The 25,712-nt window shown below is 71.7% G+C and carries 24 protein-coding genes and 1 pseudogene; 12 read left to right on the top strand and 13 right to left on the bottom strand.

What is annotated here, in order from left to right; genetic code table 11:
- Window positions 1-78 precede the first annotated feature (78 nt).
- From V6S02_RS01965 to V6S02_RS01945, 5 genes are all read right to left on the bottom strand, one after another.
- A complete protein-coding gene (locus tag V6S02_RS01965) occupies window positions 79-1,020 on the bottom strand; it encodes a putative glycolipid-binding domain-containing protein (protein ID WP_336399661.1) in 942 nt (313 codons plus the stop codon).
- Window positions 1,021-1,161: 141 nt separating this feature from the next.
- Complete coding sequence (locus tag V6S02_RS01960) at window positions 1,162-1,323, bottom strand: hypothetical protein (protein ID WP_200829936.1); 162 nt, start codon at window positions 1,321-1,323, stop codon at window positions 1,162-1,164.
- 9 nt (window positions 1,324-1,332) lie between these two features.
- On the bottom strand, window positions 1,333-2,583 hold the full coding sequence (locus tag V6S02_RS01955) for a type III PLP-dependent enzyme (RefSeq protein ID WP_336399660.1): 1,251 nt from the start codon (window positions 2,581-2,583) through the stop codon (window positions 1,333-1,335).
- Entirely contained in the window at window positions 2,583-3,089 is a 507-nt protein-coding gene (locus V6S02_RS01950; RefSeq protein ID WP_336399659.1) for a hypothetical protein, read from the bottom strand. The genes V6S02_RS01955 and V6S02_RS01950 overlap by 1 nt, the downstream gene beginning before the upstream one ends.
- Before the next feature lie 71 nt (window positions 3,090-3,160).
- Window positions 3,161-3,961, bottom strand: a complete 801-nt coding sequence (locus V6S02_RS01945) for an HAD family hydrolase (protein ID WP_336399658.1) — start codon at window positions 3,959-3,961, stop codon at window positions 3,161-3,163.
- Between the two features lie 62 nt (window positions 3,962-4,023).
- Here V6S02_RS01945 and V6S02_RS01940 point away from each other — a divergent pair, with 62 nt between their 5' ends.
- From V6S02_RS01940 to V6S02_RS01910, 7 genes and pseudogenes are all read left to right on the top strand, one after another.
- Window positions 4,024-5,151 (top strand): glycerate kinase, encoded by a 1,128-nt coding sequence (locus V6S02_RS01940; protein WP_336399657.1) that lies wholly within the window; start codon window positions 4,024-4,026, stop codon window positions 5,149-5,151.
- Window positions 5,148-6,842, top strand: coding sequence for a lysylphosphatidylglycerol synthase domain-containing protein (locus tag V6S02_RS01935; RefSeq protein ID WP_336399656.1), 1,695 nt, complete (start codon window positions 5,148-5,150; stop codon window positions 6,840-6,842). The genes V6S02_RS01940 and V6S02_RS01935 overlap by 4 nt, the downstream gene beginning before the upstream one ends.
- Window positions 6,839-7,861, top strand: coding sequence for an ABC transporter substrate-binding protein (locus V6S02_RS01930; protein ID WP_336399655.1), 1,023 nt, complete (start codon window positions 6,839-6,841; stop codon window positions 7,859-7,861). The genes V6S02_RS01935 and V6S02_RS01930 overlap by 4 nt, the downstream gene beginning before the upstream one ends.
- Before the next feature lie 82 nt (window positions 7,862-7,943).
- A pseudogene (locus tag V6S02_RS01925) lies at window positions 7,944-8,591 on the top strand (ABC transporter ATP-binding protein); the annotation flags it as partial.
- On the top strand, window positions 8,588-10,165 hold the full coding sequence (locus V6S02_RS01920) for an ABC transporter permease (RefSeq protein ID WP_336399654.1): 1,578 nt from the start codon (window positions 8,588-8,590) through the stop codon (window positions 10,163-10,165). The pseudogene V6S02_RS01925 and the gene V6S02_RS01920, both read left to right, overlap by 4 nt.
- Window positions 10,162-11,265 carry a glycosyltransferase family 4 protein gene (locus tag V6S02_RS01915; protein ID WP_336399653.1) on the top strand — a complete coding sequence of 368 codons (1,104 nt, stop codon included), beginning with the start codon at window positions 10,162-10,164 and terminating at the stop codon, window positions 11,263-11,265. The genes V6S02_RS01920 and V6S02_RS01915 overlap by 4 nt, the downstream gene beginning before the upstream one ends.
- 42 nt (window positions 11,266-11,307) lie before the next feature.
- Window positions 11,308-12,513, top strand: a complete 1,206-nt coding sequence (locus tag V6S02_RS01910) for a glycosyltransferase (protein ID WP_336399652.1) — start codon at window positions 11,308-11,310, stop codon at window positions 12,511-12,513.
- A gap of 255 nt (window positions 12,514-12,768) precedes the next feature.
- On the opposite strand, the gene V6S02_RS01905 is transcribed toward V6S02_RS01910, so the two are convergent.
- The 3 genes from V6S02_RS01905 to V6S02_RS01895 are packed head-to-tail and all read right to left on the bottom strand — an operon-like array spanning window position 12,769 to window position 17,391.
- Complete coding sequence (locus V6S02_RS01905) at window positions 12,769-13,731, bottom strand: NAD-dependent epimerase/dehydratase family protein (protein WP_336399651.1); 963 nt, start codon at window positions 13,729-13,731, stop codon at window positions 12,769-12,771.
- Entirely contained in the window at window positions 13,728-16,361 is a 2,634-nt protein-coding gene (locus tag V6S02_RS01900; RefSeq protein ID WP_336399650.1) for an alpha/beta fold hydrolase, read from the bottom strand. The genes V6S02_RS01905 and V6S02_RS01900 overlap by 4 nt, the downstream gene beginning before the upstream one ends.
- Before the next feature lie 7 nt (window positions 16,362-16,368).
- Window positions 16,369-17,391, bottom strand: coding sequence for a 3-oxoacyl-ACP synthase III (locus V6S02_RS01895; RefSeq protein ID WP_336399649.1), 1,023 nt, complete (start codon window positions 17,389-17,391; stop codon window positions 16,369-16,371).
- 168 nt (window positions 17,392-17,559) lie between these two features.
- Between V6S02_RS01895 and V6S02_RS01890 the strand changes: the two genes are divergently transcribed.
- Complete coding sequence (locus V6S02_RS01890; RefSeq protein ID WP_124294163.1) at window positions 17,560-17,892, top strand: DUF3140 domain-containing protein; 333 nt, start codon at window positions 17,560-17,562, stop codon at window positions 17,890-17,892.
- Here the strand turns inward: V6S02_RS01890 and V6S02_RS01885 are convergent.
- Window positions 17,861-18,913 (bottom strand): glycerophosphodiester phosphodiesterase family protein, encoded by a 1,053-nt coding sequence (locus tag V6S02_RS01885; RefSeq protein ID WP_442927886.1) that lies wholly within the window; start codon window positions 18,911-18,913, stop codon window positions 17,861-17,863. The two genes, V6S02_RS01890 and V6S02_RS01885, sit on opposite strands and share 32 nt — an antisense overlap.
- Before the next feature lie 122 nt (window positions 18,914-19,035).
- Here V6S02_RS01885 and V6S02_RS01880 point away from each other — a divergent pair, with 122 nt between their 5' ends.
- The 3 genes from V6S02_RS01880 (at window position 19,036) to ligD (ending at window position 21,622) form a co-directional block, all read left to right on the top strand.
- Window positions 19,036-19,956, top strand: a complete 921-nt coding sequence (locus V6S02_RS01880) for a Bax inhibitor-1/YccA family protein (RefSeq protein WP_336400760.1) — start codon at window positions 19,036-19,038, stop codon at window positions 19,954-19,956.
- A gap of 99 nt (window positions 19,957-20,055) precedes the next feature.
- Window positions 20,056-20,358, top strand: coding sequence for a helix-turn-helix domain-containing protein (locus V6S02_RS01875; RefSeq protein ID WP_124294165.1), 303 nt, complete (start codon window positions 20,056-20,058; stop codon window positions 20,356-20,358).
- 25 nt (window positions 20,359-20,383) lie between these two features.
- Window positions 20,384-21,622: a non-homologous end-joining DNA ligase gene (gene ligD, locus V6S02_RS01870; RefSeq protein ID WP_336399648.1), complete on the top strand. Its 1,239-nt coding sequence runs from the start codon at window positions 20,384-20,386 to the stop codon at window positions 21,620-21,622.
- Between the two features lies 1 nt (window position 21,623).
- On the opposite strand, the gene V6S02_RS01865 is transcribed toward ligD, so the two are convergent.
- A complete protein-coding gene (locus V6S02_RS01865) occupies window positions 21,624-22,133 on the bottom strand; it encodes a TetR/AcrR family transcriptional regulator (RefSeq protein WP_336399647.1) in 510 nt (169 codons plus the stop codon).
- Window positions 22,134-22,243: 110 nt separating this feature from the next.
- Between V6S02_RS01865 and V6S02_RS01860 the strand changes: the two genes are divergently transcribed.
- Entirely contained in the window at window positions 22,244-22,981 is a 738-nt protein-coding gene (locus V6S02_RS01860) for an MBL fold metallo-hydrolase (protein WP_336399646.1), read from the top strand.
- 102 nt (window positions 22,982-23,083) lie between these two features.
- On the opposite strand, the gene V6S02_RS01855 is transcribed toward V6S02_RS01860, so the two are convergent.
- Genes V6S02_RS01855 through V6S02_RS01845 form a run of 3 tightly spaced genes read right to left on the bottom strand, consistent with a single transcriptional unit; the run spans window position 23,084 to window position 25,707 of the window.
- Window positions 23,084-23,626: a ClpP family protease gene (locus tag V6S02_RS01855; RefSeq protein WP_336399645.1), complete on the bottom strand. Its 543-nt coding sequence runs from the start codon at window positions 23,624-23,626 to the stop codon at window positions 23,084-23,086.
- Window positions 23,623-24,252 (bottom strand): ClpP family protease, encoded by a 630-nt coding sequence (locus V6S02_RS01850; RefSeq protein WP_336399644.1) that lies wholly within the window; start codon window positions 24,250-24,252, stop codon window positions 23,623-23,625. Before V6S02_RS01850 ends, V6S02_RS01855 begins: the two co-directional genes overlap by 4 nt.
- Before the next feature lie 57 nt (window positions 24,253-24,309).
- Window positions 24,310-25,707, bottom strand: coding sequence for a glycosyltransferase (locus V6S02_RS01845; RefSeq protein ID WP_336399643.1), 1,398 nt, complete (start codon window positions 25,705-25,707; stop codon window positions 24,310-24,312).
- Window positions 25,708-25,712: the final 5 nt, after the last annotated feature.

Below are 25,712 nucleotides of genomic sequence, written 5' to 3'. Positions count from 1 at the left end.
CCGATCCGTTACTTTGCATGGTGCCGCCGCTCGCGCGCCCAAGGCGGGACCAAGGTCCCGCGCCGTCGCCCGGGAAGTTCAGCTGATCGAGCGGAAGAGACCGGGGTAGTCGAGCACCAGACCGTCGTCGTCAACGGTGAGGAGGGCGCGGAAGTCGGAGTCGCGCGACTCGTACCGCCACTGCCGTTCACCGACGCGGGTGTAGCGCTGCGGATCGCGGACCACAGTGAGTGCGGGGACGGCGATCCACGCGGTGTCGATGTCGGCGCTCTGGCCGATCGGGAGGTCGAGCCGCCGGATCGGGAGCGTGTTGGCCAGCGGGGTCGCAGAGATGTCGATCTCGGTCGCGCCGTCGAGGTCGCCGCGGTGCTCACCGTTCACGAGCCACCGGCCGTCGGAGAACGACAGGCTGAGGGTGCGTCCGCCGATCGCGAGATCGGCAAGCCGGAAGAGACCTGCGGCGTCGGTCTCGACGCGGTACGCGAGGCGTCCGTCCGGAGTGTCGATGTCGCCGTTCGCAACCATGCTGTGCCCTGAGAAGTGGATTTCGCAGGTTTCGGTGCTGGCGGTTTCGAGCCCCTGCCACGTGATGCGCGACATCCGCTTCTCCTCGTTCTGAACATGGGTTCCGATGAACTCCGCCATGGCGGCATCGGTGGGCAGATCCACGCGAAGTCGGATGCTGTCGGTCGCCGGTCCCGCTCCGTTCACGACTGCTGCGCCCCCGAGCGTATCGAGGTGCGGGGCGACCGTCGCCGCCACGCGAGACGGCAGATATCCCACGTCGCGCCCGTTCGAGAAGACCGCGACCCGCGCGGCACGGCGCGAGCGGCGGTCGGTCTCGTGACGGAGGACGTACAACCGCTGACGGCGGTGATGCCGCTCGGGGTCGTTCACGACGTAGTGCGTGCGTTCGAGCGCGACCCGCCGTGTCGGCAGATGACGAAGATCGGGAAGATCGACATGACGACGGGAGCGACCGGTCGCCACGTGGATCAGGTGTTCCCACCATGTCGGCATGGGCGCCCCTCCTTGACTGTGGTGCGCCTTCTTCAAGGCGGAGCGAACTCCTATCTTTTCACGCTCGCCTGTGCGAGTGCCTGGCGCAGTGGAGGGCGGCTCGACGCTTTTCGCTCGCGCTGCCGCCGCGGCGTCGCGCGCTCAGGTTCGGCGGCTCAGCTGTCCGCGGATGATGCCGAAGAGCACGGTGCCGACGAACAGGATGATCCCGATCACACCGAGCCACAGCAAACCTTCGAAGACGAATCCGACCACCGTGAGAATCGCCCACACCACCAGGAGGATGACGACCACTGTCCACATACCCGGAGGCTACGCCTGAGGTGCGGCCTCCGATAGGGACCTTCGACTCATCCCGCTTCGCCGACTGTGGTGGAGACGCACCCGGGTGAGCACCGCGACCGGGGTGAACGGACGCCCGTTGAAGCGCGTCGCGGTCACCGACGTGTAGGCGCCCATGACGGGGCTTACCACGAGGTCGCCGACCCGCAGGTCGGGGAGGTCGCAGTCGCGCGCGATGACATCGGCCGAGTCGCACGTGGGCCCGGCGAGGGTGGCGCGGCGGCGTGGCGGGGCGGGCGCGATCAGATCGCGCTCGGCGAACACGAGCGGATGCACGCCTTCGGTGAGCACGTTCGAATACGAGCCGTACAGGCCGTCGTCGAGGTAGTACCAGCGCCCGTCGGGGCGTTCGGCGACACCGTCGACGCTCGTGACCAGCAGCGCCGACTCGGCGACGAGCACCCGGCCGGGTTCGGCGAGGATCTCGTAGCGCGCGGCGAGCGGCTCCAGCACCGGACGAATGACCCGCGCGATCTCCTCGAGCGCCGCGACCGGCCGGTCGTAGGCGATCGGAAACCCGCCGCCGATGTCGAGCAGGGTGAAGCGGCGACCACTCGCGCGCTCGAGGCGCGACATCAGCGCAGCCGTGTCGCGGATCGCGGCGGCGAAGCGGGCGGGGTCGTCGAGCTGGCTGCCGACGTGGAAGCTGAAACCTGCCACGGTGAGGCCCCATGCGTCGGCGCGAGCCACGAGCGCTTCGGCGCGCTCGGCGCTGACGCCGAACTTGCTCGACAGGTCGCTCCCGGCGTGGGGGCTGCGATAGGCCAGTCGCACGAGCAGGCGCACGTCGGGCGCACCGCCTCGGCGGAACTTCTCGAGCTCGATCTCGTTGTCGACGACGAAGGTGCGGATGCCGGCGGCGAGCGCCGCACCGATCTCGGCAGGCTTCTTGACGGGGTGGGTGTGGATGACGCGATGCGGCGCGACACCCTGGCGTTCGAGCAGCGCGATCTCCTCCCCCGAGGCGACGTCGAAGCCGCATCCCTCCTCGGCAAGAGCGGCGATCACCGCGGGGTGGGCGCAGACCTTCACCGCGTAGTGGAACCGCACGAAGGGAAGCGCCGTTCGCAGCCGTGTGTACTGGCGCACCACGATCGCGGGATCCAGGAGCAGCACCGGAGTGCCGTGGAGCGCGATGGCGGCGCGGGCGTCATCCGTCTGCATCACCGCCGCGCACTCGCGCCGGCGACGGTCGATGAGGGTCGCGGCGGTCTCGTTCATCAGTCCTCCTTCGGGTGCGCGGGGCGGAGCCGGGTCTTGGTGGTGAGCACGAAGCTCGTCGCGGCCATGGCGTAGAAGACCCCGTCGGCGAGGATCTTGCCGGCGAGCAGTCCCCAGAACGGATCGGGGATCAGCCAGACGCACAGCGAGATCGCCACCGGGCGCACGACGAGCGAGTCGACCAGCTCGGCGGCGCCGAACTCGGCGACCAGGAGGACGACGGTGAGGGTGAGCGCGCGGAAGCCGCGGCGCCCGAGCCGGCGCTGCTCGAGGACGACGATCGTCGCGAGCACGGCGTAGAACCCCAGGCTCTCGCCGATGATCGCCGCGACCGCGACGGCGACGGGGTGGGTGATCCACTCGAGGATCAGCAGTCCGAGAAGAAGGAGGGTGGCGGTGCCGACGATCTCCGCGAGCAGGTAGCGACGGATCCAGAATCGGATGCCGCGGCGCGGAGTCGTGGTGATGGTCGGCGGTGTGACGGCGGGGGCTGCTAGAACGGACATCGGTGTCCTCCTCCCCGTGAGAGAGGGCATCGGCGTGGTGGTGATACGCGCGAGCGCCGATCGGTCGGGCGTCAGACCTCGGCGAGGAGGTGTTCGAGCACCTGGGCGACGCCCTCTTCGGCGGAGGCGGGAGCGGTGCGATCGGCGATCTCACGGACGGACGGATGAGCGCCCGCCATCGCATAACTCGTGCCGGCCCACGACAGCATCGGGATGTCGTTCGGCATGTCGCCGAAGGCGATGACCTCGGCGGGGTCGACGTCGAGGCGCCCGCAGAGGGTGTGCAGGGCGCTGGCCTTCGTGACGCCGGCCGCGCTGATCTCGACAAGACCCGGCATGGTCCAGGTCACGGTCGCGGCGTCGCCGACGATCTCGGCGATCCTGCCGTGCAGCAGGTCGGCATCGACATCGGGATCCCTCACGAGAAGCTTCACCGCGGGGTCGGTCCAGATCTCGCGGAGCGGTCCGCGCGGCGCCCCTGCGACGGCGGTGCGTGCAGCGAATCGCGGGTCGAGACGGATGCCGTCGGCGCACTCGATCGCGAACCGTGCGCCGGGGAGCTCGGCGGAGATGATCGCCGAGAGGGCGAGACCATCCTCGGCTTCGATGCCGGTGAGTGAGATGATCTCGCGCGCGTGGGCGTCGTACGTGATGGCGCCGTTCGAGACGATCGCCATGCCGTGGTTTCCGACGTGCGGCCAGAAGCCGGTCATCCAGCGGAGGGGTCGGCCCGTGACGAAGACGACGGCGACGCCCGCGGCGTCGAGGCGGCGCAGGACGTCGGCGGTGTAGTCGGGAAGTTCGAGCGTGCCGTCGGGGACGAGTGTGCCGTCGATGTCGGTCGCCACCAGCGTTCGACGGCCTGTGTTCACAGTCTCAAGGGTAGGTGGCGTGCAGGCGGATCGGGCCTGTGCGGCCATACTCTGGCGGGACCATGACTCACGCCGCCGTCGCACCGATCGTCATCGCGATCGACTCCTTCAAAGGGTCGATCCGGGCGGCCGACGCGGCCCAGGCGATCGCCGAAGGATGGTGGAGCGTCGAACCCGAGCGCGACGTCGTCCTCTGCCCGATGGCCGACGGCGGAGAGGGAACCCTCGACGCATTCGCCGCCGCGGTCCCCGGGGCGCGACGGATGTCCTCCTGGCTGCTGCTCCCCGCAACCGACGACGCCCCGAACGGAACGGGCGTGGTCGAGCTCGCGTCCACCTCGGGGATCGAACTCCTCGGCTCGCCGCCGCAGCTGAGACCGTGGGACGCCGACACCCGCGGCTTCGGCGAGGCGATCGCCGCCGCGCTCGCGCACGGGGTGTCACGGCTGATCCTGGGCATCGGCAGCAGCGCATCCACGGACGGCGGCGCGGGGATGCTCACCGCCCTCGGGGCGCGATTCACCGATGCCGTGGGCAGGCCGATCGCCCCGGGGGCACGCGGGCTCTCGAGCGTCGCCGACGCCGACCTGCGCCACCTCGCTCCCCTGCCGCCGGGCGGCGTGACGGTCCTCACCGATGTGACCAGTCCGCTCCTCGGTGAGCGCGGGGCCGCGGCGGTCTTCGGACCGCAGAAAGGGGCCGGGATCACCGACATCCCACTCCTCGACGCCGCCCTCGCGCGCTTCGCGGACCTGCTCGATGCCGACCCCGAGACCCCGGGCGCGGGAGCCGCAGGCGGCACCGGCTTCGGCCTGCTCGCGTGGGGCGCACGCCTCGTGCCGGGTGCGGAGGCGGTGGCGCAACTCATCGACCTACCGGCCCGACTCGCCGCGGCATCCCTTGTCATCACGGGCGAGGGCTCCTTCGACCGGTCATCCGCAGCCGGGAAGACGGTCGCCCACGTGCACGATCTCGCGGCCGCGCACGGGGTGCCGGTCGCGCTCGTTGCGGGCCGCATCGCCGACGACACTGCCACCGACCGGTTCGCGACCGTGGTCTCACTGACGAAGATCGCGGGTTCCGCCGAGGCCTCCCTCGCCGACCCGCGGCTCCGACTGCGAGAGGCGGGGGCGATTCTCGCGCGATTCGGACCCACCCCCCGCCGGCCGCTGATAGCGTCCCACTCATGACCGTCGCCCGGGAGAGCGCGGCCACGGGAGCACCGCACACCACGGCCGGGCAGCCCGACACGGCCGAAAACCGGCCCGCGGTCACCCGCTTCACCCCTCTCACCTTCATCTGCGTCGGCGTCGCGATGGCGGGCGGGCTCGCCCTCGGCCTTCCGATCGCCGCCGTTCTCGCCGCAGCTTCCGCTCTGATCCTCGCCCTCGTCGGCGCCGCCGTCGCCCTCTCCCGTCACCACCCGTTCGCGCGCCTCGGCGGCGCGAACGTGGTCACCCTCATCCGGCTCACCGTCGTGGCCTTCCTCCTCGCCGTCCTCTTCGCCGGCGGCGGACATCCCGTCGCCGTCATCGCGGTCAGCGTCGTCGCGCTCAGCCTCGACGGCGTCGACGGGTATCTCGCGCGCCGCCAGGGACTCTCGTCACGATTCGGGGCGAGCTTCGACATGGAGGTCGACTCGGCCTTCGCCCTGGTCCTCGCCCTGCTCGCCGGACTCGGGCCCGCCGGGCCCCTCGCGATCCTCCTCGGCCTCCCCCGCTATCTCTTCGGCGCGGCCGCCCTCGCCTATCCGTGGCTGAACGGCCCCATCCGTCCCCGGTACAGCCGCAAGGTCATCTGCGTCCTCCAGCTCATCGCCCTCATCGCGCTGCAGTTCCCGTTCCTGTCGGCTCCGGTCGCGATCGCCATCGTGATCGTCACCGCGGGACTGTTGGCCTGGTCGTTCGGCGTCGACATCCTGGAGCTGCGTCGGAATGCGGATGACTCGGGCCGGCCGGCACTCATCCGCCTCGGGCAGGCTCTCCTCACCGCCCTGATCCTCGCGGTCGTGTGGCAGGTCGCAGGCGGCGTCGACGTGCTCGACATCCTCTTCACCGCGAACCCCTGGTGGCTGCTGGCCGCCTGCGTGCTCCTCGTCACCCACACCGTGCTCTCCGCGCTCCGCTGGCGGGTGACCGCCGCCCCGCTCGGCATCGACCTCTCGGGCGGGCACGCGATCCGCGAGTATTTCCTGGCCCAGCTCGTGAACACCACTCTGCCCGGCGGGGTCGTCGGCGACGCCGCCCGCGCCGCGCGGACCCGCCATCAGGCCACGCTCGGTCGCTCGGTCGGGGCGGTCGTCGTCGAGAGAGGAGTCGGCCAAGTCGCCCTCCTCGCGGTCTTCGCCGTCGCCTTCCTCGCCACCCTCTTCGCCCCCGGCGGCATCGCATGGCCCCCCGTCCTCGTGGCCGGAATCTCCGTGGCGCTCCTCGCCCTCGCGATCGCCGGGCTCGTCCTCGTCCTTCGCCTGCGGTTCGCGCCGCCCGCCCCCGGCTCGCGGCTCGGCCGACTCGTCGACGGCACCCGTCGGAGCCTCACCGCCCCCGGCGTGCTCCCCGCGCAGCTGGTCCTCAGCGCCGGCGCCACGGTGTGCATCCTCGCAGCCTTCGCCTGCTGCGCCGCTGCGGTCGGAGCCCCGCTCCCCCTCGGCGCGGTCTTCGCGGTGGTGCCGCTCGTGCTCTTCGCGATGGTGCTGCCGATCTCGGTCGGCGGCTGGGGTGTGCGCGAGGGTGCCGCCGTCGCGCTGCTTCCGATCGCCGGCCTCACCACCGCTCAAGCCTTCGCCGCGAGCGCCGCCTTCGGAGTGATGGCCCTCGTCGCCTCGCTCCCCGGCCTCGCCCTCGTCTGGACCCGCCGTCGCACCCTGGAGACCACCACATGACAGACCGCAAGACCCTCACCCGCCGCACCCTGCTCGGCGCCGGCATCGTCGGTGTCGCCGGCATCGCGGCGGCCGGCATCGGCCTGAGCACGCGCCCGGGAGGGCTGTTCGGCGGCGGAGACGCTGCACGCGCGGCATCCCTCCAGCTGTCATGGCTGCACTCGGTGCAGTTCGGGGGCAGCTACATCGCACAGGACCGCGGCTGGTACGAGGGTCTCGACGTCACCCTCCTGCAGGGCGGCCCCAACGCCCCCGTCGAGCCCCCGGTCGTATCGGGGTCGGCGCTCATCGGCATCTCTGCCGCCGACTACACCGCCGCCGCCGTCGCCGAGGGGGCGCCGTTCAAGATCATTGGCGTCGCGATGCAGAAGAACCCGTTCGTCATCGCCTCCCTCCCCGGAAATCCCGTGAACGAACCCGCCGACCTCGTCGGCAAGCGCATCGGCATGGCCCTGGCCAACACCCCGGTGCTCGAGACGCTGTGCACCCTGAACGACGTCGATGTCGACGGCATCGAGGTCGTGCCGACGCAGTACTCGGCCCAGCCCCTCCTCGCCGATGAAGTGGACTGCCTGCTCTGCTGGGAGACCGACCTGCCGGTGGCGATGACCGTGCAGGGAGTCGAGAGCGTCACGATGCTGATGGCCGACTACGGCTACGCCCTCCACTCGCAGACCTACATCGCCACCGAGGAGAGCCTCGCCAACCGGCGGGCCGACCTCGTCGCGCTCATGCGCGGCGAGGTGCGCGGATGGGACGAGTATCGCGCCGACACGAATGCCGCCGCCGCCCTCACGCTGGAGATGTTCCCCGACGCGGGCCTCGACCTCGAGACGCAGGAGCTGCAGGCCGAGCGGCAGGTGCCGCTGATGTTCTCGGAGGTCACCGACGAGAACGGGTTCGGATGGTGGACCGACGAGTCCGTGGCGCAGAACCGCGAGACGCTCGCCCTCCTGGGGCAGGACGTCCCCGCCGACCTCTGGGATCGGTCGGTGCTGGAAGAAGTCCATGGCAGCTGAGCCCCGGGTCCTCGTCGATGGGGCAGGCAAGGTCTACCCCGACGGGCTCGAGGCGGTCGCCTCCCTCGATCTGGAGTTCGCCGGCGGTTCGACGACCGCCCTGGTAGGGCCGTCGGGATGCGGCAAGTCGACGCTCCTGCGCATGATCGCCGGACTCGAAGACCCCACCTCCGGATCGATCACGATCGACGGCGACTCCCCCCATGCCGTCGCCGAGCGCGGCGAGCTCGCCGTCGCGTTCCAGGACCCCTCGCTCCTCCCCTGGCGGAGCGTTCGCCAGAACGCCGCTCTCGCGCTCACCCTCACCCACCGCGACGTCGACGCGGCAGCGATCGACCGCATGATCGCGCGCGTCGGCCTCGACGGCTTCGGCGACGCTCGGCCCGCCGCCCTGTCGGGCGGGATGCGACAGCGCGCCGCGATCGCGCGCGCTCTCATCACCGAGCCCCGCCTCCTGCTCCTGGACGAACCCTTCGGCGCGGTGGACGAACTCACCCGGCAGGACCTCATCGCCGAGCTGCCGCCGCTCTGGCGCGAGAGAGGCACCACCACGCTGCTGGTCACCCACTCCATCTCGGAGGCCGCACGCATCGCCGACCGCATCGTCGTCCTGAGCCCCCGCCCGGCACGGGTGGTGGACGACATCGCCGTCCCGCGCGGCGACGCCGCGGCGTTCGAGCGGGTGGTCGCCGCGGTGACCGAGGCGCTCTCGCGGTCGCGGGCGGCATGACCGTCCGATCTTCGACGGGCCGCAGGGTCTGGGTCGACACGGCCCTCGCCGTCGTTCTGCTGCTCGTCGTGTGGGAGGTCGCCGCACGCCTGCTCACCTCGGCCTTCGTCCTCGCGGCGCCGAGCGAGATCGCCGTCGCCCTCGTCACCCAGGCGGGGCTGCTGTGGCGGGCGCTCCTGGTCACCGGGCAGGCCGCGCTCGCCGGATTCGTCATCGGGAATCTCGCCGCCATCGCCCTAGCCGCCCTGGCGGTGCTGCTCCCGGCGACCGAGCGGATCGTCACCGCCGTCGCACTCGTGGTGTTCTGCCTGCCGCTCGTCGCGACCGGGCCGGTGCTCCGCGTCATCCTGGGCCCGGGCGACGGTCCCCAGGTCGTCCTCGCCGCCCTCGCGGTGTACTACACCACGATGATCCCGCTCCTCGTGGGGCTTCGCGCGGCGCCCGCCACGTGGTTCGACCTCGTCCGCAGCTACGGCCGCGGGGCGGGGGCGGCCCTGGTGCACGTGCGCGCCCGGGCGAGTCTGCCGTACCTGATCGCGGGGCTGCAGATCGCTGCGCCCGCCGCGTTCCTCGGTGCGATGGTCGGCGAGTTCACCGGTGCGCAGAGCGGCCTCGGGGTGCTGACGATCCGCGCGTCGCGCGACCTCGACATCCAGCTCACCTGGGCGCTCGCCACCGTCGCCACGGTGGTCTCGGTCGTGGCGTACGTCGTGATCGGCGCGATCGGGCGCCGCTTCGTCAGCGAGCGGCCCCCGCTCATCCTCGCACCGGTCCGGCCCCGCCTCCCGCGGCGAGAGCGGGTACGCAGCGCGGCGATCACGACCATCGCGTTCCTCGTCGTCATCGTCGTGCTCTGGTGGGGCGGGATCGCGGTCACCGGGATCAGCCCGTTCTTCGCGCGCACGCCGGTCGACGTCATCCGGATCTTCGCCGGCGTCGACGACGGCGGCGAGGTGCGCGGCATCCTCCTCGCCGCCCTCGGCGAGACCGCGCTGCTCGCGATCGCCGGATACCTCGCCGGGCTCGCCGTCGGCGCGATCGGCGCGATCGCCCTCACTCTCGCCCCGCGGGCGGCGACCGTGTCGATGCCCATCGCCATCGCGCTGCGCGCCGTGCCCATCGTCACCACGGCACCCCTGGTCATCCTGCTTCTGGGGCGCGGGCCCGTCGGCGCGATCTCGCTCGTGGCGCTCATGGTCTTCTTCCCCACGCTCATCGCCTGCCTCGAGGGCCTCCGTCAGGCGCCCGGCCAGGCCCTCGACGTGCTGCGCAGCTACGGCGCACCCGCACGCGTGCAGCTCGTGCGCGTGCGGATCCCCGCGATGCTGCCCGCCTTCTTCGCCGCCGCCCGCATGAGCGTGCCGGCCGCGGTGCTCGCCGTCACCGTGGTGGAGTGGCTCGCGATCGGCACGGGGGTAGGCGCTGCGATGGCCCTCGCCGCCTCGCAGTCGGGGTACGACCTGCTCGCCGTCGCGGTCGTCGCCGTCACCGCCCTGTCGGCGCTCGGGTACGCCTTGGTCGGTGTCGTCGAGTCGCGGGTGCTGCGCGTCTACGCTCCGGAGCAGCAGGCGTGAGCGGGCGGGCGGCCTTCGCCATCCCCGGTGACCTCGACACTGTCACGGGGGGCTACCTCTACGAGAAGCGTCTGCTCCTCGGGCTGCGCGAGGTCGGGGTCGACACCGCGTACGTGCCGCTCACGGGATCCTTCCCCGATCCCTCCGAGACCGAGGTGGATGCCGCGCTGGCGGCCCTGCAGCAGGTCGATCCGCGGCATCCGCTCATCCTCGACGGCTTCGTGTTCGGAGCGATGCCGACCGCGGCGCTCGCCCGCGTGCGCGCGCCGATCGTGGGGATGGTCCATCACCCGCTCGCCCACGAGGAGGGCCTGTCGCCGGAGCGACGGGAGTACCTCTTCGCCAACGAACGCGACAATCTCCATCTCGCGGCGGCCGTGCTCGTGCCGAGCCCGCACACCGCACGCATCCTCATCGACGAGTACGGGGCAGACCCGGGCACGATCACGGTCGCGCGGCCGGGCACCGATCCCGCGCCGGGGGTCCGGCGCGGCGCGGAGCCGCCGCTCATCCTGTCGGTGGGGATCCAGCATCCGCGGAAGGGTCACGACGTGCTGCTGCGCGCACTCGCGCGCCTCACCGACCTCCCCTGGTGTGCCGAGATCGTCGGAACGCCGTGGGACCAGGGGTTCTCCGCCTCGCTGCCGCCGTTACGCGACGAGCTCGGGCTCGCGGGGCGTGTGCACATCGCCGGCGGTATCGGCGACGACCAGCTCGACGGGCTCTGGGCGCGGGCGACGGTGTTCGCCCTCGCGACGCGTTACGAGGGGTACGGGCTGGTGTTCGACGAGGCCCTCGCCTGGGGTGTGCCGATCGTGTCGTGCCGCACCGGCGCAGTGCCCGAGACGGTGCCGGTCGAGGCCGGCGTGCTCGTGCCGCCCGCTGACCCCGAGGCCTTCGCCGCAGCCCTCCGCTCCGTGCTCGCCGATCACGACCTGCGTGACCGGATGACGCGCGCGGCGCGCGCCGCGGGCGCTGCCCTCCCGTCGTGGCTCGACACCGCCCGCACCGCGCAGCAGGTGCTGGAGTCGGTCACCCGTCGTTCACTCACCCCACGTTCCCCGTTCATCGACTTCGAGGGGTCGAAACCCGAGCATTGACCAACCGTTGTCTGACGGCTCGGATCGATGAGAGGCGCCACGATGACCGCACCCCTGCGGGTTCTGTCGCTGTACGAAGGGTTCTTCGCCGGAGGCGCGCGGGTGCTCCATACCGACGTCGTCGCCGGGCTGCACGCCGGCGGCCAGAGTCATCGTGTGCTCTCGGTGGCGGCGCGTGCGCGGCGCGAGTCGACCGTGCAGGTGATGTGGGATGACCCGCGCTGCCGTCGCCTCGTCGAGGCGGGCGTGGAGGTGCGCAGCCTCGGGCGCACCGCGGGCGATGCCCCGCTCGGTCCCGAGACCTTTGGCTCGCGGCACCTCCGCCGCGCGTCGGCGATGATCGCGCAGGCCGACATCGTCGTCTCGCTCAAGGAACAGCCGCTGGGGCTGTTGCTCGCCCTCCGCGACCGCGGCATGATGCCCGACGTTCCGGTCGCCGTCTGCCTGCACCGCTCCGACCCGGCGCACGCGGGATCGGCGCGCGACTGGCTCGCCGAGGCGGCACGGACGGGACTCGTCTCGGCCGCGATCGCCTGCGCCGCGTCGACCCGCGACGCCTACCGCGAGGTGCTCGGCGGCGGCGGGGAGGGCGGCGTGGAAGCGCAGGTGGTCGCGAACGGCATCGACACGGAGCGGTTCCGGCCGGGGACGGCGCGCGAGCGCGCGGCGATCCGGCGGTCGCTGGAGATTCCCGCCGACGCGCCCGTGGTGCTCTTCGCCGCGCGGTTCGACGCGATGAAGAACCCCGGGCTGTTCCTGCGGGCCGTCGCCGCGCACGCCCGGCGACGGCCCGAGACGCACTACCTGATGTGCGGGGCGGGGATGTCGTCGGCGAACCCTGCACTGCGTGCCGCGTTCGCGGAGGCCGGCGTCCCGGCATCCGCTCGGGTTCACCTGATGGGTATCCGCGACGACATGCCGGCCCTGCACCGGATCGCCGACATCGTCGCGCTCACCAGCGCCTTCGGCGAGGCGTCGCCGCTGTGCCTCATCGAGGGCGCCGCGTCGGGCGCCACACCGGCCACGACCCCGGTGGGCGACGCCGCACGCGTCGTCGAGGGGTTCGGGATCGTCACGGCCCACGACGCCGCGTCGATCGCCGGGGCGTGGGACGTGGTGCTCGCCGAGCGACCGGCGTTCCGGCGCCTCGCGCTCGCGGCACGGCCGCGTCTGTCGCGCGCGCGGATGATCGAGGAATACCGCGGTGCCATCGAGGCCCTCGCCACACGCCTGCCGCTGGCTGCGTGACCCCCGCCCGGCGACCCCCTGTCGGTGGGCGCGGTGGCAGGATACGCTGACCGTGTTGCCCCAGACCTCGGCAGCCTGCTCAGACGTTGCGCCGGAGGTGGGGGAATGTCACGGAAGACACCGCCGATCCCGACGGCGCGCTCGACCTGAACACCTGGGGGTTTTCAGCGCCGCGAAGACGTCGCCTCTCGGCGACCCACCGTCCTCGCGGCAGCGCCGTCGGCTGCCCGGCGAGGGGCGGCCGACGGCGTTCGCTCACGAAGACGCCGCGAGGCGCGCGAGGCCCTCGTCGATCGACACCGCCGGCGCCCACGCGAGCGCTTCGCGGGTTTCGCGCTGGTCGAACCAGTGCGCGGTGGAGAGCTGTTCGGCCAGGAAGCGGGTCATCGGCGGCTCGTCCTCACCCGGCCTCACCGCCCAGATCCGTTCGATGATCGACCCGGCGGCGCGCGCGAGAGACGCCGGAACACTCCACCGCGGCGGAGCGACGCCGGCGGCCAGGCAGATGCCCGCGAGGAGCTCGCCCACAGCGCGGGGCTCGCCGTTGGTCAGCACGAACGCGCGACCGTGCGCGTGCGCGGCGCGCGCGAGGGCGGTGCTGATGCCGGTCGCCGCGTTGTCGATGTAGGTGGAGTCGATGAGCGCGGTGCCGCCGTTCAGGAGCGGCAGCCGCCCGGCGCGGGCACGCGCGACGATGCGCCCCACCAGCTGCGGGTCCCCCGGTCCCCACACCAGATGCGGGCGGATCGCCACGACCGGCATCCGAGGCGTATCGCGCGCGAGGGCGAGGAGCTCGGCCTTGGCCTTGGTGCGGGCGTAGTCGCCGCGCGCATGCTCGGGTGAGGCGGGCTCGGCCCCGACGCCGGCCAGCGCCGTTCCGGCGTGGGCGACCGACGGTGACGAGACGAAGACGAACCGCGAGACCCCGGCGCGCTCGGCGGCATCCAGGATCGTGCGGGTGCCGCCGACATTCACCGCCTCGAACTCGCGCGGGTCACCCGCGAGCGACACCTTCGCGGCGAGGTGGATGACCCCGTCCACGCCGTCGAGCGCGCGCGTCGCGGCATCCTGATCCGTGACCGACCCCAGGATGTCGTCGGCTCCCGCCACCCCGGAAGGGCGACGCTGGAGCGTCCGCACCTCGTGTCCGGCGGCGACGAGGTCGGCGGCGACGGCGCCGCCGAGGAAGCCGGATGCTCCGGTGACGACGACCTTCACGGCGTCGTCGGCCTCTCGCCGGCGAGCACGCGCTCGGCCCAGACCGACAGTCGGGTGCGGTCGATCTTGGAGTTGTGGCGGATGTCGGTGGGAAGCGCCGGCACGGCGAGCACCGCGACGAGCGAGACGTCGGTGGCTGTCCGGATGCGGGCGGCGAGCTCGGGAGCGGCGAGGCCGGGGGCCTTCGTGGCCGGCGTCGTCTCGATCACCGCGACCGCCTGGCGGAGCCCCTGCGGACCCACGCCGACCACCGCGGCCCGGCGGACGCCGTCGACCTTCTCGATCTGCTGCTCGGGACCCACAGGGGCGAGCGGACCGTCGGCCGTGACGAGCACGTGCGGCACGCGCCCCTCGACCCAGAGGCGCCCCTCGGCGTCGAGGTGTCCGACGTCGCCGGTGCGGTGCCAGCGCCCGCCGTCCACAGGGGTCTCACGGGCGGCCTCGCGGTCGGTGAGCCAGAGACGGTCGTAGTGGTCTTTCAGATGCGGGGCCGAGACGAGGATCTCCCCGAGCACGCCGGAGGCCTCGCTCGGGTTTCCGGTGGCGCGGCCATCGGCGTCGAGGGCGCTGATGCGGATGCGATTCCCGCCGATCGGACTGCCGACGCAGACCCCGGCGTCGGGGGCGTCCGCCGCCGCGCGGATCCCTTCGAGGGTGATGTCGGTGACGAGGAGGCACTCGGTCATGCCGTACGGGGTGTGCGCGGTCGCGTTCGGCATGACGCGCGCGGCGGCGGCGAGAAGGGTCTCGCTGATCGGTGCGCCGGTGGAGAGGAACGTCTCGACGCCGGCGAGCGCGGCGCGGTCGTCGGCGGTGAGGGCGTCGGCGGTGGCGACGACGTTGAGGATCGCCGCCGGCGAGAGGAACACGATGCGCGCCTGCGAGGCGCGCACGGCCGCGGCGACGGCGGTCGCGGTGAGCGTGCGAGGCGCCGAGACGTCCATGTCGGGGGTCACCGAGAGCGTGCCGAGAGCGGGGCCGAGGAGGGCGAAGGGGGCGAAGCCGGTGACGAGGCCGGTGCCCGGCGAGACGTCGAAGTGTGCGGCGAGGATGTCGCGGAGCGCCGAGAGCTGCCGATGGGTGTACGCGACGCCCTTCGCTGGGCCCGTGGACCCGGAGGTGAAGAGGATGGCGGCGGGGTCATCCGGGCCGGGAATCGGGGGGAGCTCCGCGGCGGTGCCGGCGCGGGTGACATCGGCGAGGCTGTGGCGGATGCCGAGGGCCCGGGCGCTGACGGACGGCAGGGTCGGCACCGAGATGCGCATTCCCGGCCAGCCGAGCACCCGGGCGGCGGCGAGGCCGGGCAGCTCGCCGATGACGACGTCGGGCCAGGCACCGCGCACCGCGCGGGTGAGGCCCTTCAGACCCAGACCCGCGTCGGCGACGACGACGACCGCGCCGATGCGGAGGCATGCGTAGATGATCGCCGTCAGGGTGGGGCCCGGGGGAACGAGGAGGGAGACGCGATCGCCCGGGCGCACGCCGACGGCAGTGAGTCCCGCGGCGAGGGTGCGCACGCGGTCATCCAGGTGCCGCCAGCTCACCCGGCGGGTCGCGCCGGTCGCGCCCATCTCGATGACGGCCGTGGCGTCGTCGTCGCGGCGCGCGTCGAGACGCTCCCAGAGCGGCGTCCACTCGGTCAGCGGTTCGGCGTCGGTGTGTGACGTCGGTGCGACCTCGTAAGCGTCGGCGAGCCACGTCAGCACGGCGGAGGCGTAGTCGCGGTCCTCGGCGATGAGGTGCCCGGCGCCTTCGAAGCGGTGGACGTCGGCCTGCGGCATCCGCTCCGCGAGATCGTCGAGATACCGGTCGCCGAAGATCGGATCGCGGGGGCCCCAGAGCATGAGGGCGGGCACCGTGAGTCGGCTGACGCCGTCGGCGATCCGCTGCAGCTCGGCGAAGCTCCCGTGGCGGGCGTCGACAGGGATGTCGGCGACGAACCCGCCGATCGCGCGTCGACGATCGGCGGCGCCGTAGGGCGCGCGGAACGCGGCCTTCACCTCGGGGCTCAACGCCGGCGAGGCGAGGGCGAGGGTGGTGTCGAGGAACGCCGTCGTCTGCACCGTCGAGGCGGCGAGGACGCCGCGCGCGCCCGCGAGGCGGAGCGGCGCAGGGATCGGCACCCCCTCGGGGTGATGCACGGCGGTGTTGAGGAGCATGACGCCGGCGAGGAGCTCGGGGTGGTCGATGGCCCACCCGAGCGAGATGACTCCGCCCCAGTCGTGTCCGAGGGTCACGACCGGGCCGTCGAGCGCGAGCGTGTCGGTGAGCGCGGCGAGGTCGCGTACGCGCTGGGCGAGCGGGCGCGGCACGTCGGTGCGCTCGGAGAATCCCATGTCGAGCTGGTCGACCGCGACGACCCGCCATGCGGGCGCGCCCGCCTCGGCGGCCGCGAACGAACGGGCGACGACGCTCCGCCAGAGGTACGACCACGTCGGGTTGCCGTGCACGGCGAGGATCGTTCCGCGTGGGGCGACACCCAGCCTCTCGAGTGCAGGGCCGGTGTCGAGGACGTGCCAGGTGCGCGTCACCTGCTCGTCCACGCCGCGGCCGGGGACGGCGACGAGGCGTGAGAAACGAGGGTCGAGTCCGGGAAGGTCGGCGGGAGGCAGCGCGGCCGGCGAGGTCACCGGTCCGTCACCAGGCCAGTTCCATCATCGCGGTGTTCAGCCCCGAGCCGACGCCCATGAGCAGCACGCGGTCCCCGCGCTTCAGCGAGGACTGCTGCTCGGCCAGGGTGATCGGAATGGAGGCGGGCCCCACGTTGCCGTAGCGGTCGTAGGTGACCGGTACCCGCTCGGGGTCGAGTTTCGCGGCCCTCACGATCGCGGTGGTGTGCACCGAGGAGACCTGATGAGTGATGTAGCGGTCCATGCCCGACCACTTCCACTCGGGTGCCGCCTCTTTCCATGCCGAGACGACGAGGTTCAGGCCGCCCTTGAGGAGCGCTTTGGCGTCGGTGAACATCCCGTCGACGCTGCCGACGCAGAGCTCGTGGAACTGCGTGGCTGCGCGAGTCACCCCGCCGAGGAGCCGGTGGCCCTCCGGGTGCTCGTCTGCGCGGCCGAGGACCGCTGCCGCCGATCCCGAACCGAGGGTGAGAGAGGCGAACTCGCTCATGAAGCCGTCGCGGTCGGCGTCGGAGTTCACGAGGCGGTTGATGGTGTTGATCTGGATCTCGTCGGCGTCTTCGCCGTTGACGACGATCGCGTAACGGATCTGGCCCGACTCGATCATGCCCGCGGCGAGGCTCATGCCGTTGACGAACCCGAGGCAGGCGTTGGCGATGTCGAAGTTGATCGCCGAGGTGGGAAGGCCGAGGCCGTGGTGCAGGCGCACCGCCACCGAGGGCTCGAGGTGCTTGCGGGTCACCGAGGTGTTGATGAGAAGGCCCACCTCGCCCGGCGCGACACCCGCATCGGCGAGCGCCTTCGCGCCGGCGGCGATGGTGGCGTCATCCGACGACTCGCCCTCAGCCCAGTTGCGCCGTTCGTTGACGCCGGCCACGCGGCGGAGCAGCCCTGGACGCAGGCGGAGACGGGCAAGCGCCGCGGAGAGACGGCCTTCGATGTCGTCGGACGTCGTCACCCGGCTCGGCAGCACACTCGCCACCGACAGCAATGACACATTGCTGAACCGGGTGGTCGCATTTCCGGCCACGAAACCTCCGTTCGACGGGCTCGAGCACGCCCGCCGGTGAAACCAGAAGTCTACGCGGGCCGTATACGCACCCTGGCATGCAGCTCCCAGGAACCGGCTCGGGCTTGCATGTGCAACCGCGAGATGCAAGGTCTTCATTCCCGGCGCCCATCGACCCACAATCGCGCCATGGATGACGACGAGCAGAAGAAGATCGCGGATGACTTCGCCGAGGCCGTGAACATGACACCGAAGGAGCTGGAGGACTGGCTCGACACCGACGAGTCGAAGGACGTCGGGCAGAAGGACGGCGGCGGCGAATCGACGGGGCACGCCTCGGGGCGGCGGATCGTGACCATTCTTCGGAAGAAGAAGGCCGATCTCACCGACAGCGACTACGCGCACATGAAGAAGGTGTCGGGGTACGTCTCACGGCATTCATCGCAGCGTCCGAGCGGCGATGTGACCGACACTCCCTGGCGCTACTCGCTCATGAACTGGGGCCACGATCCGAAGAAGTGAGGCCGTCCCGGAAGAACTCGACACCGAGGTCGGCGTGGTCGACGAACACGCCGTCGACGCCCCCCTCGCCGTTCGCACCGTCTCTGATCAGGGCCCACTCCGCCTCGTAGTCACCGAAGGCGGCCTTGCCGCCGGGTCGCCGGAACTCCTTGACGAGGAACGGGTTCTCGGGCCGGCACGTCCAGGTGAAGACCTGGAGTCCGCGCGCGTGCGCGTCGGCGACGATGCGCGAGCGGTCGGTGGCTCGGCCCAGGCGGTCGGGGGCGAGCAGCATCCGTTTATCCACGCTGATGCCGTCGACGCGCCCGATCAGGCGATCGAGCCCGGCGGGGTGGGCGATCGACGGGTAGGTCGGAGCGTCGTCGCCGTGCGCGACCACCAGGTCGAAGGGCTTGCCCGCCGCCTCGAGCAGGTAGACATACCGGGCGGGGAGCCCGCGCTCCTGCAGGGCGAAGAGGATGCCGGACTCGAACGACTCCACGATGAGCGGCCACTCCCCCGCCGCCCACCCGGCAGCGCGCAGCTCGTCGTGGACGATGGCGGCGAGGTCGAAGCCGAGCGAGGCCATGAAGGTGGCGTGCTTGATCTCCAGCACGACGCCGATCTCACGCCCCTGGGCGAGCGACGCATCGCGCACGAGGTCGAGCACGTCGATGAGGCGCAGCACCGGCTGCCGACCGTCGAAGGTCGCACTCGTCGGGCGGACCTCGGGAAGGCGCTCGCGGCACCTGAGCGTGGCGAGCTCCTCCCAGGTGAAGTCCTCGGTGAACCAGCCGGTCAGGGCGACCCCGTCGACCTCCTTCGTGGTGCGACGATCGGCGAATTCGGGTCGCGTCGCGACATCCGTCGTTCCGGAGATCTCGTTCTCGTGACGCACGACCAGCACGCCGTCCTTCGACAGCACGACGTCGGGCTCCACCGCGTCGACGCCCATCTCGAGGGCGAGGGTGTACGAGGAGCGCGAGTGCTCGGGGCGATAGCCGGGGGCGCCCCGGTGGCCGATGACGAGGGGGCGGCGCACGATTTCAGGCTAGACGCTCAAAGTCCCTTCACAGCAGGCCGCCTGCCGGGAATCGGACAGGGTCCGATATCGTTGATTCACAGCACACCGCTGTGGCCCGAATACTTTGGAGTGTGAGAGCAGTGGCCCTCAACAACCCCGCATTCAACAACCCGGCGTTTCAGGACCCTCGCGCCGTGCAGTCATACCCGGGCGGTGCGCGTGCAGCAAGCCTGACTCCGCCGCCCGCCGCCGCCGCAGGGTCCGCCTCGCGCGGTGGCGTCGACCTCGCCGCACAGGCCCAGATGGAGGGCGCCTTCGCCGGCCCGCCCGCCGGCTCGGCCGAGACCGGCCGAATGACGATCGAGGACACCGTCGTCAAGACGGCGGTGCTCTTCGCGGTCTTGGTCGCCACCGCCGCCGTCGGCTGGGTCTGGACGCTCGGCGGCCTCGTGCCGACGACCCCGAACGTCTCGGCGCTGCCGATGATCGTCGGCGGCCTTGCCGGCTTCGTCCTGGCGCTCGTGATCATCTTCACCTCGCGCAAGAAGGTCCGCCCCGCGCTGATCTTCGGGTATGCCGCGGCCGAGGGACTCTTCGTCGGTGGCATCTCGGCATTCTTCGAGGTGATGTACCCCGGCATCGTCCTGCAGGCGACGCTCGCCACCCTGGTGGTGGTTGGTGTGACTCTCGCCCTCTTCGCCAGCGGCAAGATCCGCGCCTCTGCCCGTGCGACCAAGATCTTCCTGATCGCGATGGTCGGCTACCTGGTCTTCTCGCTGGTCAACGTCGGCTTCATGCTGTTCGGTGCCACCGACAGCGCGTTCGGCCTGCGCAGCGACATCCAGATCTTCGGCATCCCGCTCGGCGTCATCATCGGCATCGTCGTGGTTCTGATGGCCGCGTACTCGCTAGTGCTCGACTTCGACCAGGTGCAGCAGGGTGTCCGCAACGGCGCCCCGCGTCAGTACGGCTGGCTGAGCGCCTTCGGCATCATGGTCACCGTCGTCTGGCTCTACATCGAGATCCTCCGCATCCTCGCGATCCTTCGCGGCAGCGAGTAATCTCTCGCGTCTCGAACGGCCGGCCCGGTTTCGGGCCGGCCGTTCTGCTGTGAGCAGAACGCGTGGCGCAGCGCGGCATCCGCTCTTTAGCCTCGCTTCATGACCGACCGTCTCCCGCCCGAACCACTCTGGCGCGACGCCCTCGGCGAGCGCCTGCGGCGCCTGCGCCACGAGCGCGGCGAGCGCCTCACCGACACCGCCGATCGCGCGGGCGTGTCGCCGCAGTACCTCTCCGAGGTCGAACGCGGCCGCAAAGAGCCCTCGAGCGAGATGATCGCCGCCATCGCCGGCGCGCTCGACACCACTCTGGTCGACCTGACGCTCGGCGTCGCCGACGATCTGCGGAGCGTCCAGAGCGTGCGTACCACGAGCATCCGCGGCGCATTCGCCCTCGCCGCCTGAACCGCGCCCGGGTACGGTGGGCCGCATGGCCGCGAAGACACCGCCCGCGATCCTCGACGTCGACGGCGAGGAGGTGCGGATCTCCAGCCCCGACAAGGTCGTCTTCCCCGAGCCCGGGATCACCAAGCTCGACCTCGTCGAGTACTACCTCGCCGTCGCCGACGGAGCCCTCCGTGGGGCGGGCGGGCGCCCGATGGTGCTCAAGCGCTTCCCGCGCGGCATCGACGCCGAACCGTTCTTCCAGAAGCGCGTGCCCGAGAACCACCCCGCGTTCATCGACACCGCCACGCTGCACTACGCGTCGGGCACGTCCGCCGAAGAGGCCGTCATCCGAAACCCCGCCGGGCTCGCGTGGATCGTCAACCTCGGATGCCTCGACCTGAACCCGCACCCCGTGCGCGCGGAAGACCTCGACCACCCCGACGAGCTGCGGATCGACCTCGACCCGATGCCGGGCGTCGAGTGGTCGCAGATCGTCGACGTCGCCCTCGTCGCCCGCGAGGTGCTCGACGACGTGGGGCTCGTGGGCTGGCCCAAGACGAGCGGGTCGCGGGGCCTGCACATCCTCGTCCGTATCGCCCCGGAGTGGGACTACAAGCAGGTGCGCCTCGCGGCCGAGACCCTCGCCCGCGAGGTCGAGAACCGCGCACCCGGCCTCGCGACGGCGCGGTGGTGGAAGGAGGAGCGGGGCGAGAGCGTCTTCGTCGACTTCAATCAGAACGCCAAGGACCGCACCGTCGCCTCGGCGTATTCGGTGAGGCCCCGGCCCGACGCCCGGGTGTCGGCACCGCTGTCGTGGGACGAAGTGCGCACCGCTCTTCCCGAGACGTTCACCGTGCCGACGATGATCACCCGGTACGCCGAGATCGGCGACCCGCACGCCGGCATCGATGAGGCCGTCGGGTCGCTCGACGGACTGCTGCGGCTGGCCGATGAGCTCGGCCCTGCCGAGAAACCGCCCCGCGGCGGTGACGGATCCGGACGCCGCCAATCGACGATGCCGCTCATCGAGGTCGCCCGCACCAAGACCAAACCCGAGGCGGTGGAGGCGCTGGAGACGTGGAAGGCGCACCACTCCGGCGTCGCCGCGCAGCTGCATCCGGCCGACGTCATGATCGACGGCATGCGCGGATCATCCTCCCTCTGGTACCGGGTTCGGGTGAACCTGCAGCATGTCGCCGAGGGCGAGCGGCCCCCGCAGGAGGACCTCATCGCCGACTACGACCCGTGGGCCGGAAAGGTCTGGCCGAAGGCCGAGCGGTAGATCACGTCGGCCGCTGGAGCCCCGCGACGATGGTGTCGAGTCCGTACGCGTAGGCCTCGTCGAGATCACCGCCCAGGCGGAAGGCTCCGGCCAGCTCCATGGTGAGGAAACCCGTCGCCCACGCCGTGACCACGCGCGCGGCATCGAGACTCTTCGTCGCCTCGAGGATGGGGTCGGCGACGTCGCGGAACGCTCCCGCCGCCGACTCCGAGTCGAGCAGCAGGCGGAAGCTCGCCGGATTCGCTCGCGCGAACGCCCGGTACGCATGGGCGAGCTCGGCGACGCTTCCGTCGGTCGCGGCGAAGCGGCGGGAGAGATCGGATGCCGCATCCTCTGCTACGAGGCGCAGAAGCTCGTCGCGGCCCTCCACCCGCTTGTAGAGAGAGGGCGCGCGGACCCCCACACGCTCGGCCACAGCCTGCATGGTGACGCCCGCGAGCCCGTTCTTCTCGAGCAGATCGCGGGCGGTGGCGACGATCGCCGGGAGGGTGGTGCGCTCAGGGGTGGGCATCGCGTGTCTCCATCGAAGGCGAGGGGGCGTGGAATAACGAAGAGCTATTGACGTTAGCCATGAAGGCTATGTATCGTAGCCATCGTAACCCACGCAGAGAGAAGACGGCAATGCGACTCGCACCCCAGCTCCACCGCATCGGCAACGACATCGTCGCGGCGTATCTCGTCGAGACCGCCGACGGCATCACCCTCATCGACGCCGGACTCCCCGGGCACTGGCGAGACCTCCTCCGCGAGCTGCGTGCGATGGGACGGGAGCTCAGCGACATCCGAGGGGTCATCCTCACGCACGGCGACAGCGACCACCTTGGCTTCGCCGAGCGGCTGCGCAGCGAGCACGGTGTGCCCGTCTACATCCACGCCGCCGACGCCGAGCGGGCGAAGGGCGGCTCGAAGCCGCCGACGCCGATGGGACGCAAGCGGCTCGGCGCGCTGGTCGGCTTCTTCGCCTATGCGGCGCGCAAGGGCGGGGCACGTACCCGACACCTCACCGAGGTCATCGAGATCGAAGACGGGCAGGTGCTGCCCTTCCCCGGCGATCCGCAGATCGTCGCACTCCCCGGCCACTCGCCCGGAAGCATCGCGGTGCACGTCCCCGCGGTGCGGGCGGCGTTCGTCGGAGACGCCCTCACCACCCGCTCGGTGCTCACCGGCGAGGTCGGGCCGCAGCCGGCGCCCTTCACCGACGAGCCGGCCGAGGCGCTCGCCTCGCTCGACCGGCTCTCCGGGCTCGACGTCGAGTGGATCCTCCCCGGCCACGGCGCGCCCTGGCGCGGCCGGCCGACCGACGCGGTGGCCGCGGTGCGGGCGGCGGCGTCGGCCTCACTCCCCGGATTCGCGGGGTGAGGCCGGTCCCTAACTCCTGCACTTCGGCGCCCGGGGCAGCTCAGCGACCGGAAACCGGCGCCCGACGGCGCGAAACGCAGGAGTTGGGGGACACGGGGTGGCTCAAGCCCGGGTGAGAACGGTGTCGGCGAGGCCGTACTCGACGGCCGCGGCGGCGGTGAACACCCGATCGCGGTCGGTGTCGACGCGCAGCTTCGTCGCGTCGACGCCGGTGTGCCGGGCGAGGATCTCCTCCACCTCCCCGCGCACGCGCACCAATTCATCCGCCTGCAGGATGAGGTCGGGGATCGCTCCTCGGCCCTGTCCCGCCGGCTGGTGCAGCACGACGCGCGCGTGCGGCAGCACGGCCCGCTTGCCGGCGGCGACGGTCGTCGCGACATCAGGCCGCACGTGCTGCATCGTGTCGTAGATGGCGAGCATCGCCGCGGGGTCGCCGCCCTCGCAGTTGATGTAGAGCTGGATGTCGCGTTCGGGGCTGTCGGCATCCAGGTGCAGCAGCTGAGCGATGAGGGCGTTCGCGACGCCCGCGTCGATGGCGGTGCCGAGGTAGACCACGCGTTCTGCGAGAAGGTGCGAGTAGACATCCATGATGCGATCACCCCGGGGATGCTGCGCCACCACGTTCGGGATCGTGTACCCGCTCACGCCGCCACCTCCGATGCGCCGATACCGAGGCCGGCCGGCCGCCGCCGGCGCGGCACGACCTGGTCGAAGCCGTCGACGATCCCATCGATGAAGCCGTAGGCCTTCGCCTCGACTGCGGTGTACCAGCGGTCGCGGAGCGAGTCGTCGAAGACGCGGTCCACGGGCTGACCGGTGTCGTCGGCGATGAGGGCGAGGACGGTGTCGCGGGTGTGGCGGAGGTCGTCGGCCTGCATCTCCACCTCGACCGCCGACCCGCCGATGCCGGCTGAACCCTGGTGCATGAGCACCCGCGCGTGCGGGAGTGCGCGGCGCTTCCCCTTCGTCCCCGCCGACAGCAGGAATTGGCCGGCGCTGGCGGCCATGCCGAGGGCGAGGGTGGCGACGTCGTTCGGGATCAGGCGCATCACGTCGCGGATGGCGAGCATCGCCGGCACCGATCCGCCGGGCGAGTGGATCCACAGGGCGATGTCGGCGGCCTCGTCCTCGGCGGCCAGCGTCAGCAGCTGGGTGGTGAGGAGGGTGCCGTTGTCGTCGTCGAGTGCGCCGTCGAGCACGAGCACGCGATGGTGGAACAGTTCACGTCGGGTCTCGGGCCCGAACGCCGAAGGGCGGGGTGTGTCTGACATGCATCTCATCGTGCGACGGATGCCGCGGTCGCGGCCGCGCGCGCGGCCATCAGCGGATCAGCTCACGGCAGAGCGCCGCGAGGGCTTGGCCAGCACATCGCGCACCGAACCGGCGAGCGCCGACATCACGTGCTCGGGCTCGATGCGACGCGCCGCCTCCACCGCCTCGACGGAGAGCCGGTGCCGCAGGTCGAGGTCGGTGAGCACCCACACGAGTGCCTGCGTCATCGCCTCGATGTCACCGTTGGGCACGAGCAGTCCCCCACCGCCGGCGAGCGCTTCGGCGGGCCCGAAGGGCGCGTCGTAGGCCACGACCGGGCATCCGCGCACCAGGGCCTCCGCCAGCGAGAGCCCCTGCCCCTCGTGCCGGGAGGTGGAGAGGAAGACGGCGGCCTCGTCGAGCACACGCCCCGGGTCATCCGTCGGTCCACGCAGCACCACATGGGATCCGACGCCCAGCTCGTCGATGAGCGCCTGCACCTCTGCGCGCAGCGGCCCGTCGCCGAAGATGTCGAGCCGCGCCTCGGGAAGCACCTTGATGACGCCGGCGAACGCCCGTACGGCGTGGTCGACCCGCTTCTGGAACGCCAGCCGGTTGAGCATCACGACCTGGTGCGGGTCGCGGCCGGCGAGCGGCGCGACGGCGGATGCGGCGGGGACCCCGTTCGGCACGACGATGTGGACGTCCGACGCGCCGAAGCGCTCCTGGATGGCGTCACGCTGCGCCGCGGTCGGCCAGAGCACCGCATCGAACCGCTCGGCGACGCTGAACCACCTCTCCCACAGGGCGTTCGTCTCGGCGTCGAGGGTGTAAGGCGGCTCCATGTGCACCGTGTGGATCGAGTGCAGCAGCCGCACATCGGGGTCCTCCCACCCGGCGAGAAGCTCGCCGAGCTGCCGCGACTCGCACACGACGATCACCGGCCGTGTCGGGTCATCCGCTCGGAGCTCCGCCGTCACGTGTTCGAGCCATGCGCGGTAGAGCGCGCCGAACCCGGAGAGGATGCCGCGCACCCGCCCGTCGGTGCCGTGCACGGCGATCGGGGCCGAGGTGATGTGCCAGTCGGGGTCGTCGGGGATGACGGGCAGCGACAGCGCCGGGCGACCCGCGGGCACCGGGCGGTATTCCAGCGCCGGGTCGGGGTCTCCGGGATGCACCGCATCGAGCAGCCACGCGGCGGCACCGCCATCCGCTCCGCTCGCCTCGTCGAAGAGGTTCCGCATGCGGTCGACGCCGACGATGAGGTCGCGTCCGTCGAAGACGGCGCGGTGGTGGGCGTGTTCTTCGGGCGTGCCGGGGTCGACGGTGAGGAGGAGGGGCCCGCGCCCGCCATGCACGCCGGCGGCGGCCATCTGGCGCGCCCGCGCGAGGGTGGCCAGGGTGTATCCGCCGTCTCGGTCGGGGATCAGACGGCTGGAGAGGATGACGTACTCGGCGTCGGGGAAGACGGTCATCCGCT

It is taken from the genome of Microbacterium sp. CCNWLW134 (assembly GCF_037083565.1).
Classification (GTDB): Bacteria; Actinomycetota; Actinomycetes; order Actinomycetales; family Microbacteriaceae; genus Microbacterium.
This window is presented reverse-complemented; position numbering and strand designations above follow the sequence as displayed.

What these genes read in the sequence shown, in the direction of transcription:
- ligD (WP_336399648.1), top strand. Translation starts at nt 20,384, where the DNA reads ATGGCCGCGAAGACACCGCCCGCGATCCTCGACGTCGACGGCGAGGAG.
- V6S02_RS01940 (WP_336399657.1), top strand. Translation starts at nt 4,024, where the DNA reads ATGACTCACGCCGCCGTCGCACCGATCGTCATCGCGATCGACTCCTTC.
- V6S02_RS01890 (WP_124294163.1), top strand. Translation starts at nt 17,560, where the DNA reads ATGGATGACGACGAGCAGAAGAAGATCGCGGATGACTTCGCCGAGGCC.
- V6S02_RS01950 (WP_336399659.1), bottom strand. Translation starts at nt 3,089, where the DNA reads ATGTCCGTTCTAGCAGCCCCCGCCGTCACACCGCCGACCATCACCACG.
- V6S02_RS01935 (WP_336399656.1), top strand. Translation starts at nt 5,148, where the DNA reads ATGACCGTCGCCCGGGAGAGCGCGGCCACGGGAGCACCGCACACCACG.
- V6S02_RS01875 (WP_124294165.1), top strand. Translation starts at nt 20,056, where the DNA reads ATGACCGACCGTCTCCCGCCCGAACCACTCTGGCGCGACGCCCTCGGC.
- V6S02_RS01910 (WP_336399652.1), top strand. Translation starts at nt 11,308, where the DNA reads ATGACCGCACCCCTGCGGGTTCTGTCGCTGTACGAAGGGTTCTTCGCC.
- V6S02_RS01845 (WP_336399643.1), bottom strand. Translation starts at nt 25,707, where the DNA reads ATGACCGTCTTCCCCGACGCCGAGTACGTCATCCTCTCCAGCCGTCTG.
- V6S02_RS01920 (WP_336399654.1), top strand. Translation starts at nt 8,588, where the DNA reads ATGACCGTCCGATCTTCGACGGGCCGCAGGGTCTGGGTCGACACGGCC.
- V6S02_RS01930 (WP_336399655.1), top strand. Translation starts at nt 6,839, where the DNA reads ATGACAGACCGCAAGACCCTCACCCGCCGCACCCTGCTCGGCGCCGGC.
- V6S02_RS01865 (WP_336399647.1), bottom strand. Translation starts at nt 22,133, where the DNA reads ATGCCCACCCCTGAGCGCACCACCCTCCCGGCGATCGTCGCCACCGCC.
- V6S02_RS01850 (WP_336399644.1), bottom strand. Translation starts at nt 24,252, where the DNA reads ATGTCAGACACACCCCGCCCTTCGGCGTTCGGGCCCGAGACCCGACGT.
- V6S02_RS01960 (WP_200829936.1), bottom strand. Translation starts at nt 1,323, where the DNA reads ATGTGGACAGTGGTCGTCATCCTCCTGGTGGTGTGGGCGATTCTCACG.
- V6S02_RS01965 (WP_336399661.1), bottom strand. Translation starts at nt 1,020, where the DNA reads ATGCCGACATGGTGGGAACACCTGATCCACGTGGCGACCGGTCGCTCC.
- V6S02_RS01955 (WP_336399660.1), bottom strand. Translation starts at nt 2,583, where the DNA reads ATGAACGAGACCGCCGCGACCCTCATCGACCGTCGCCGGCGCGAGTGC.
- V6S02_RS01860 (WP_336399646.1), top strand. Translation starts at nt 22,244, where the DNA reads ATGCGACTCGCACCCCAGCTCCACCGCATCGGCAACGACATCGTCGCG.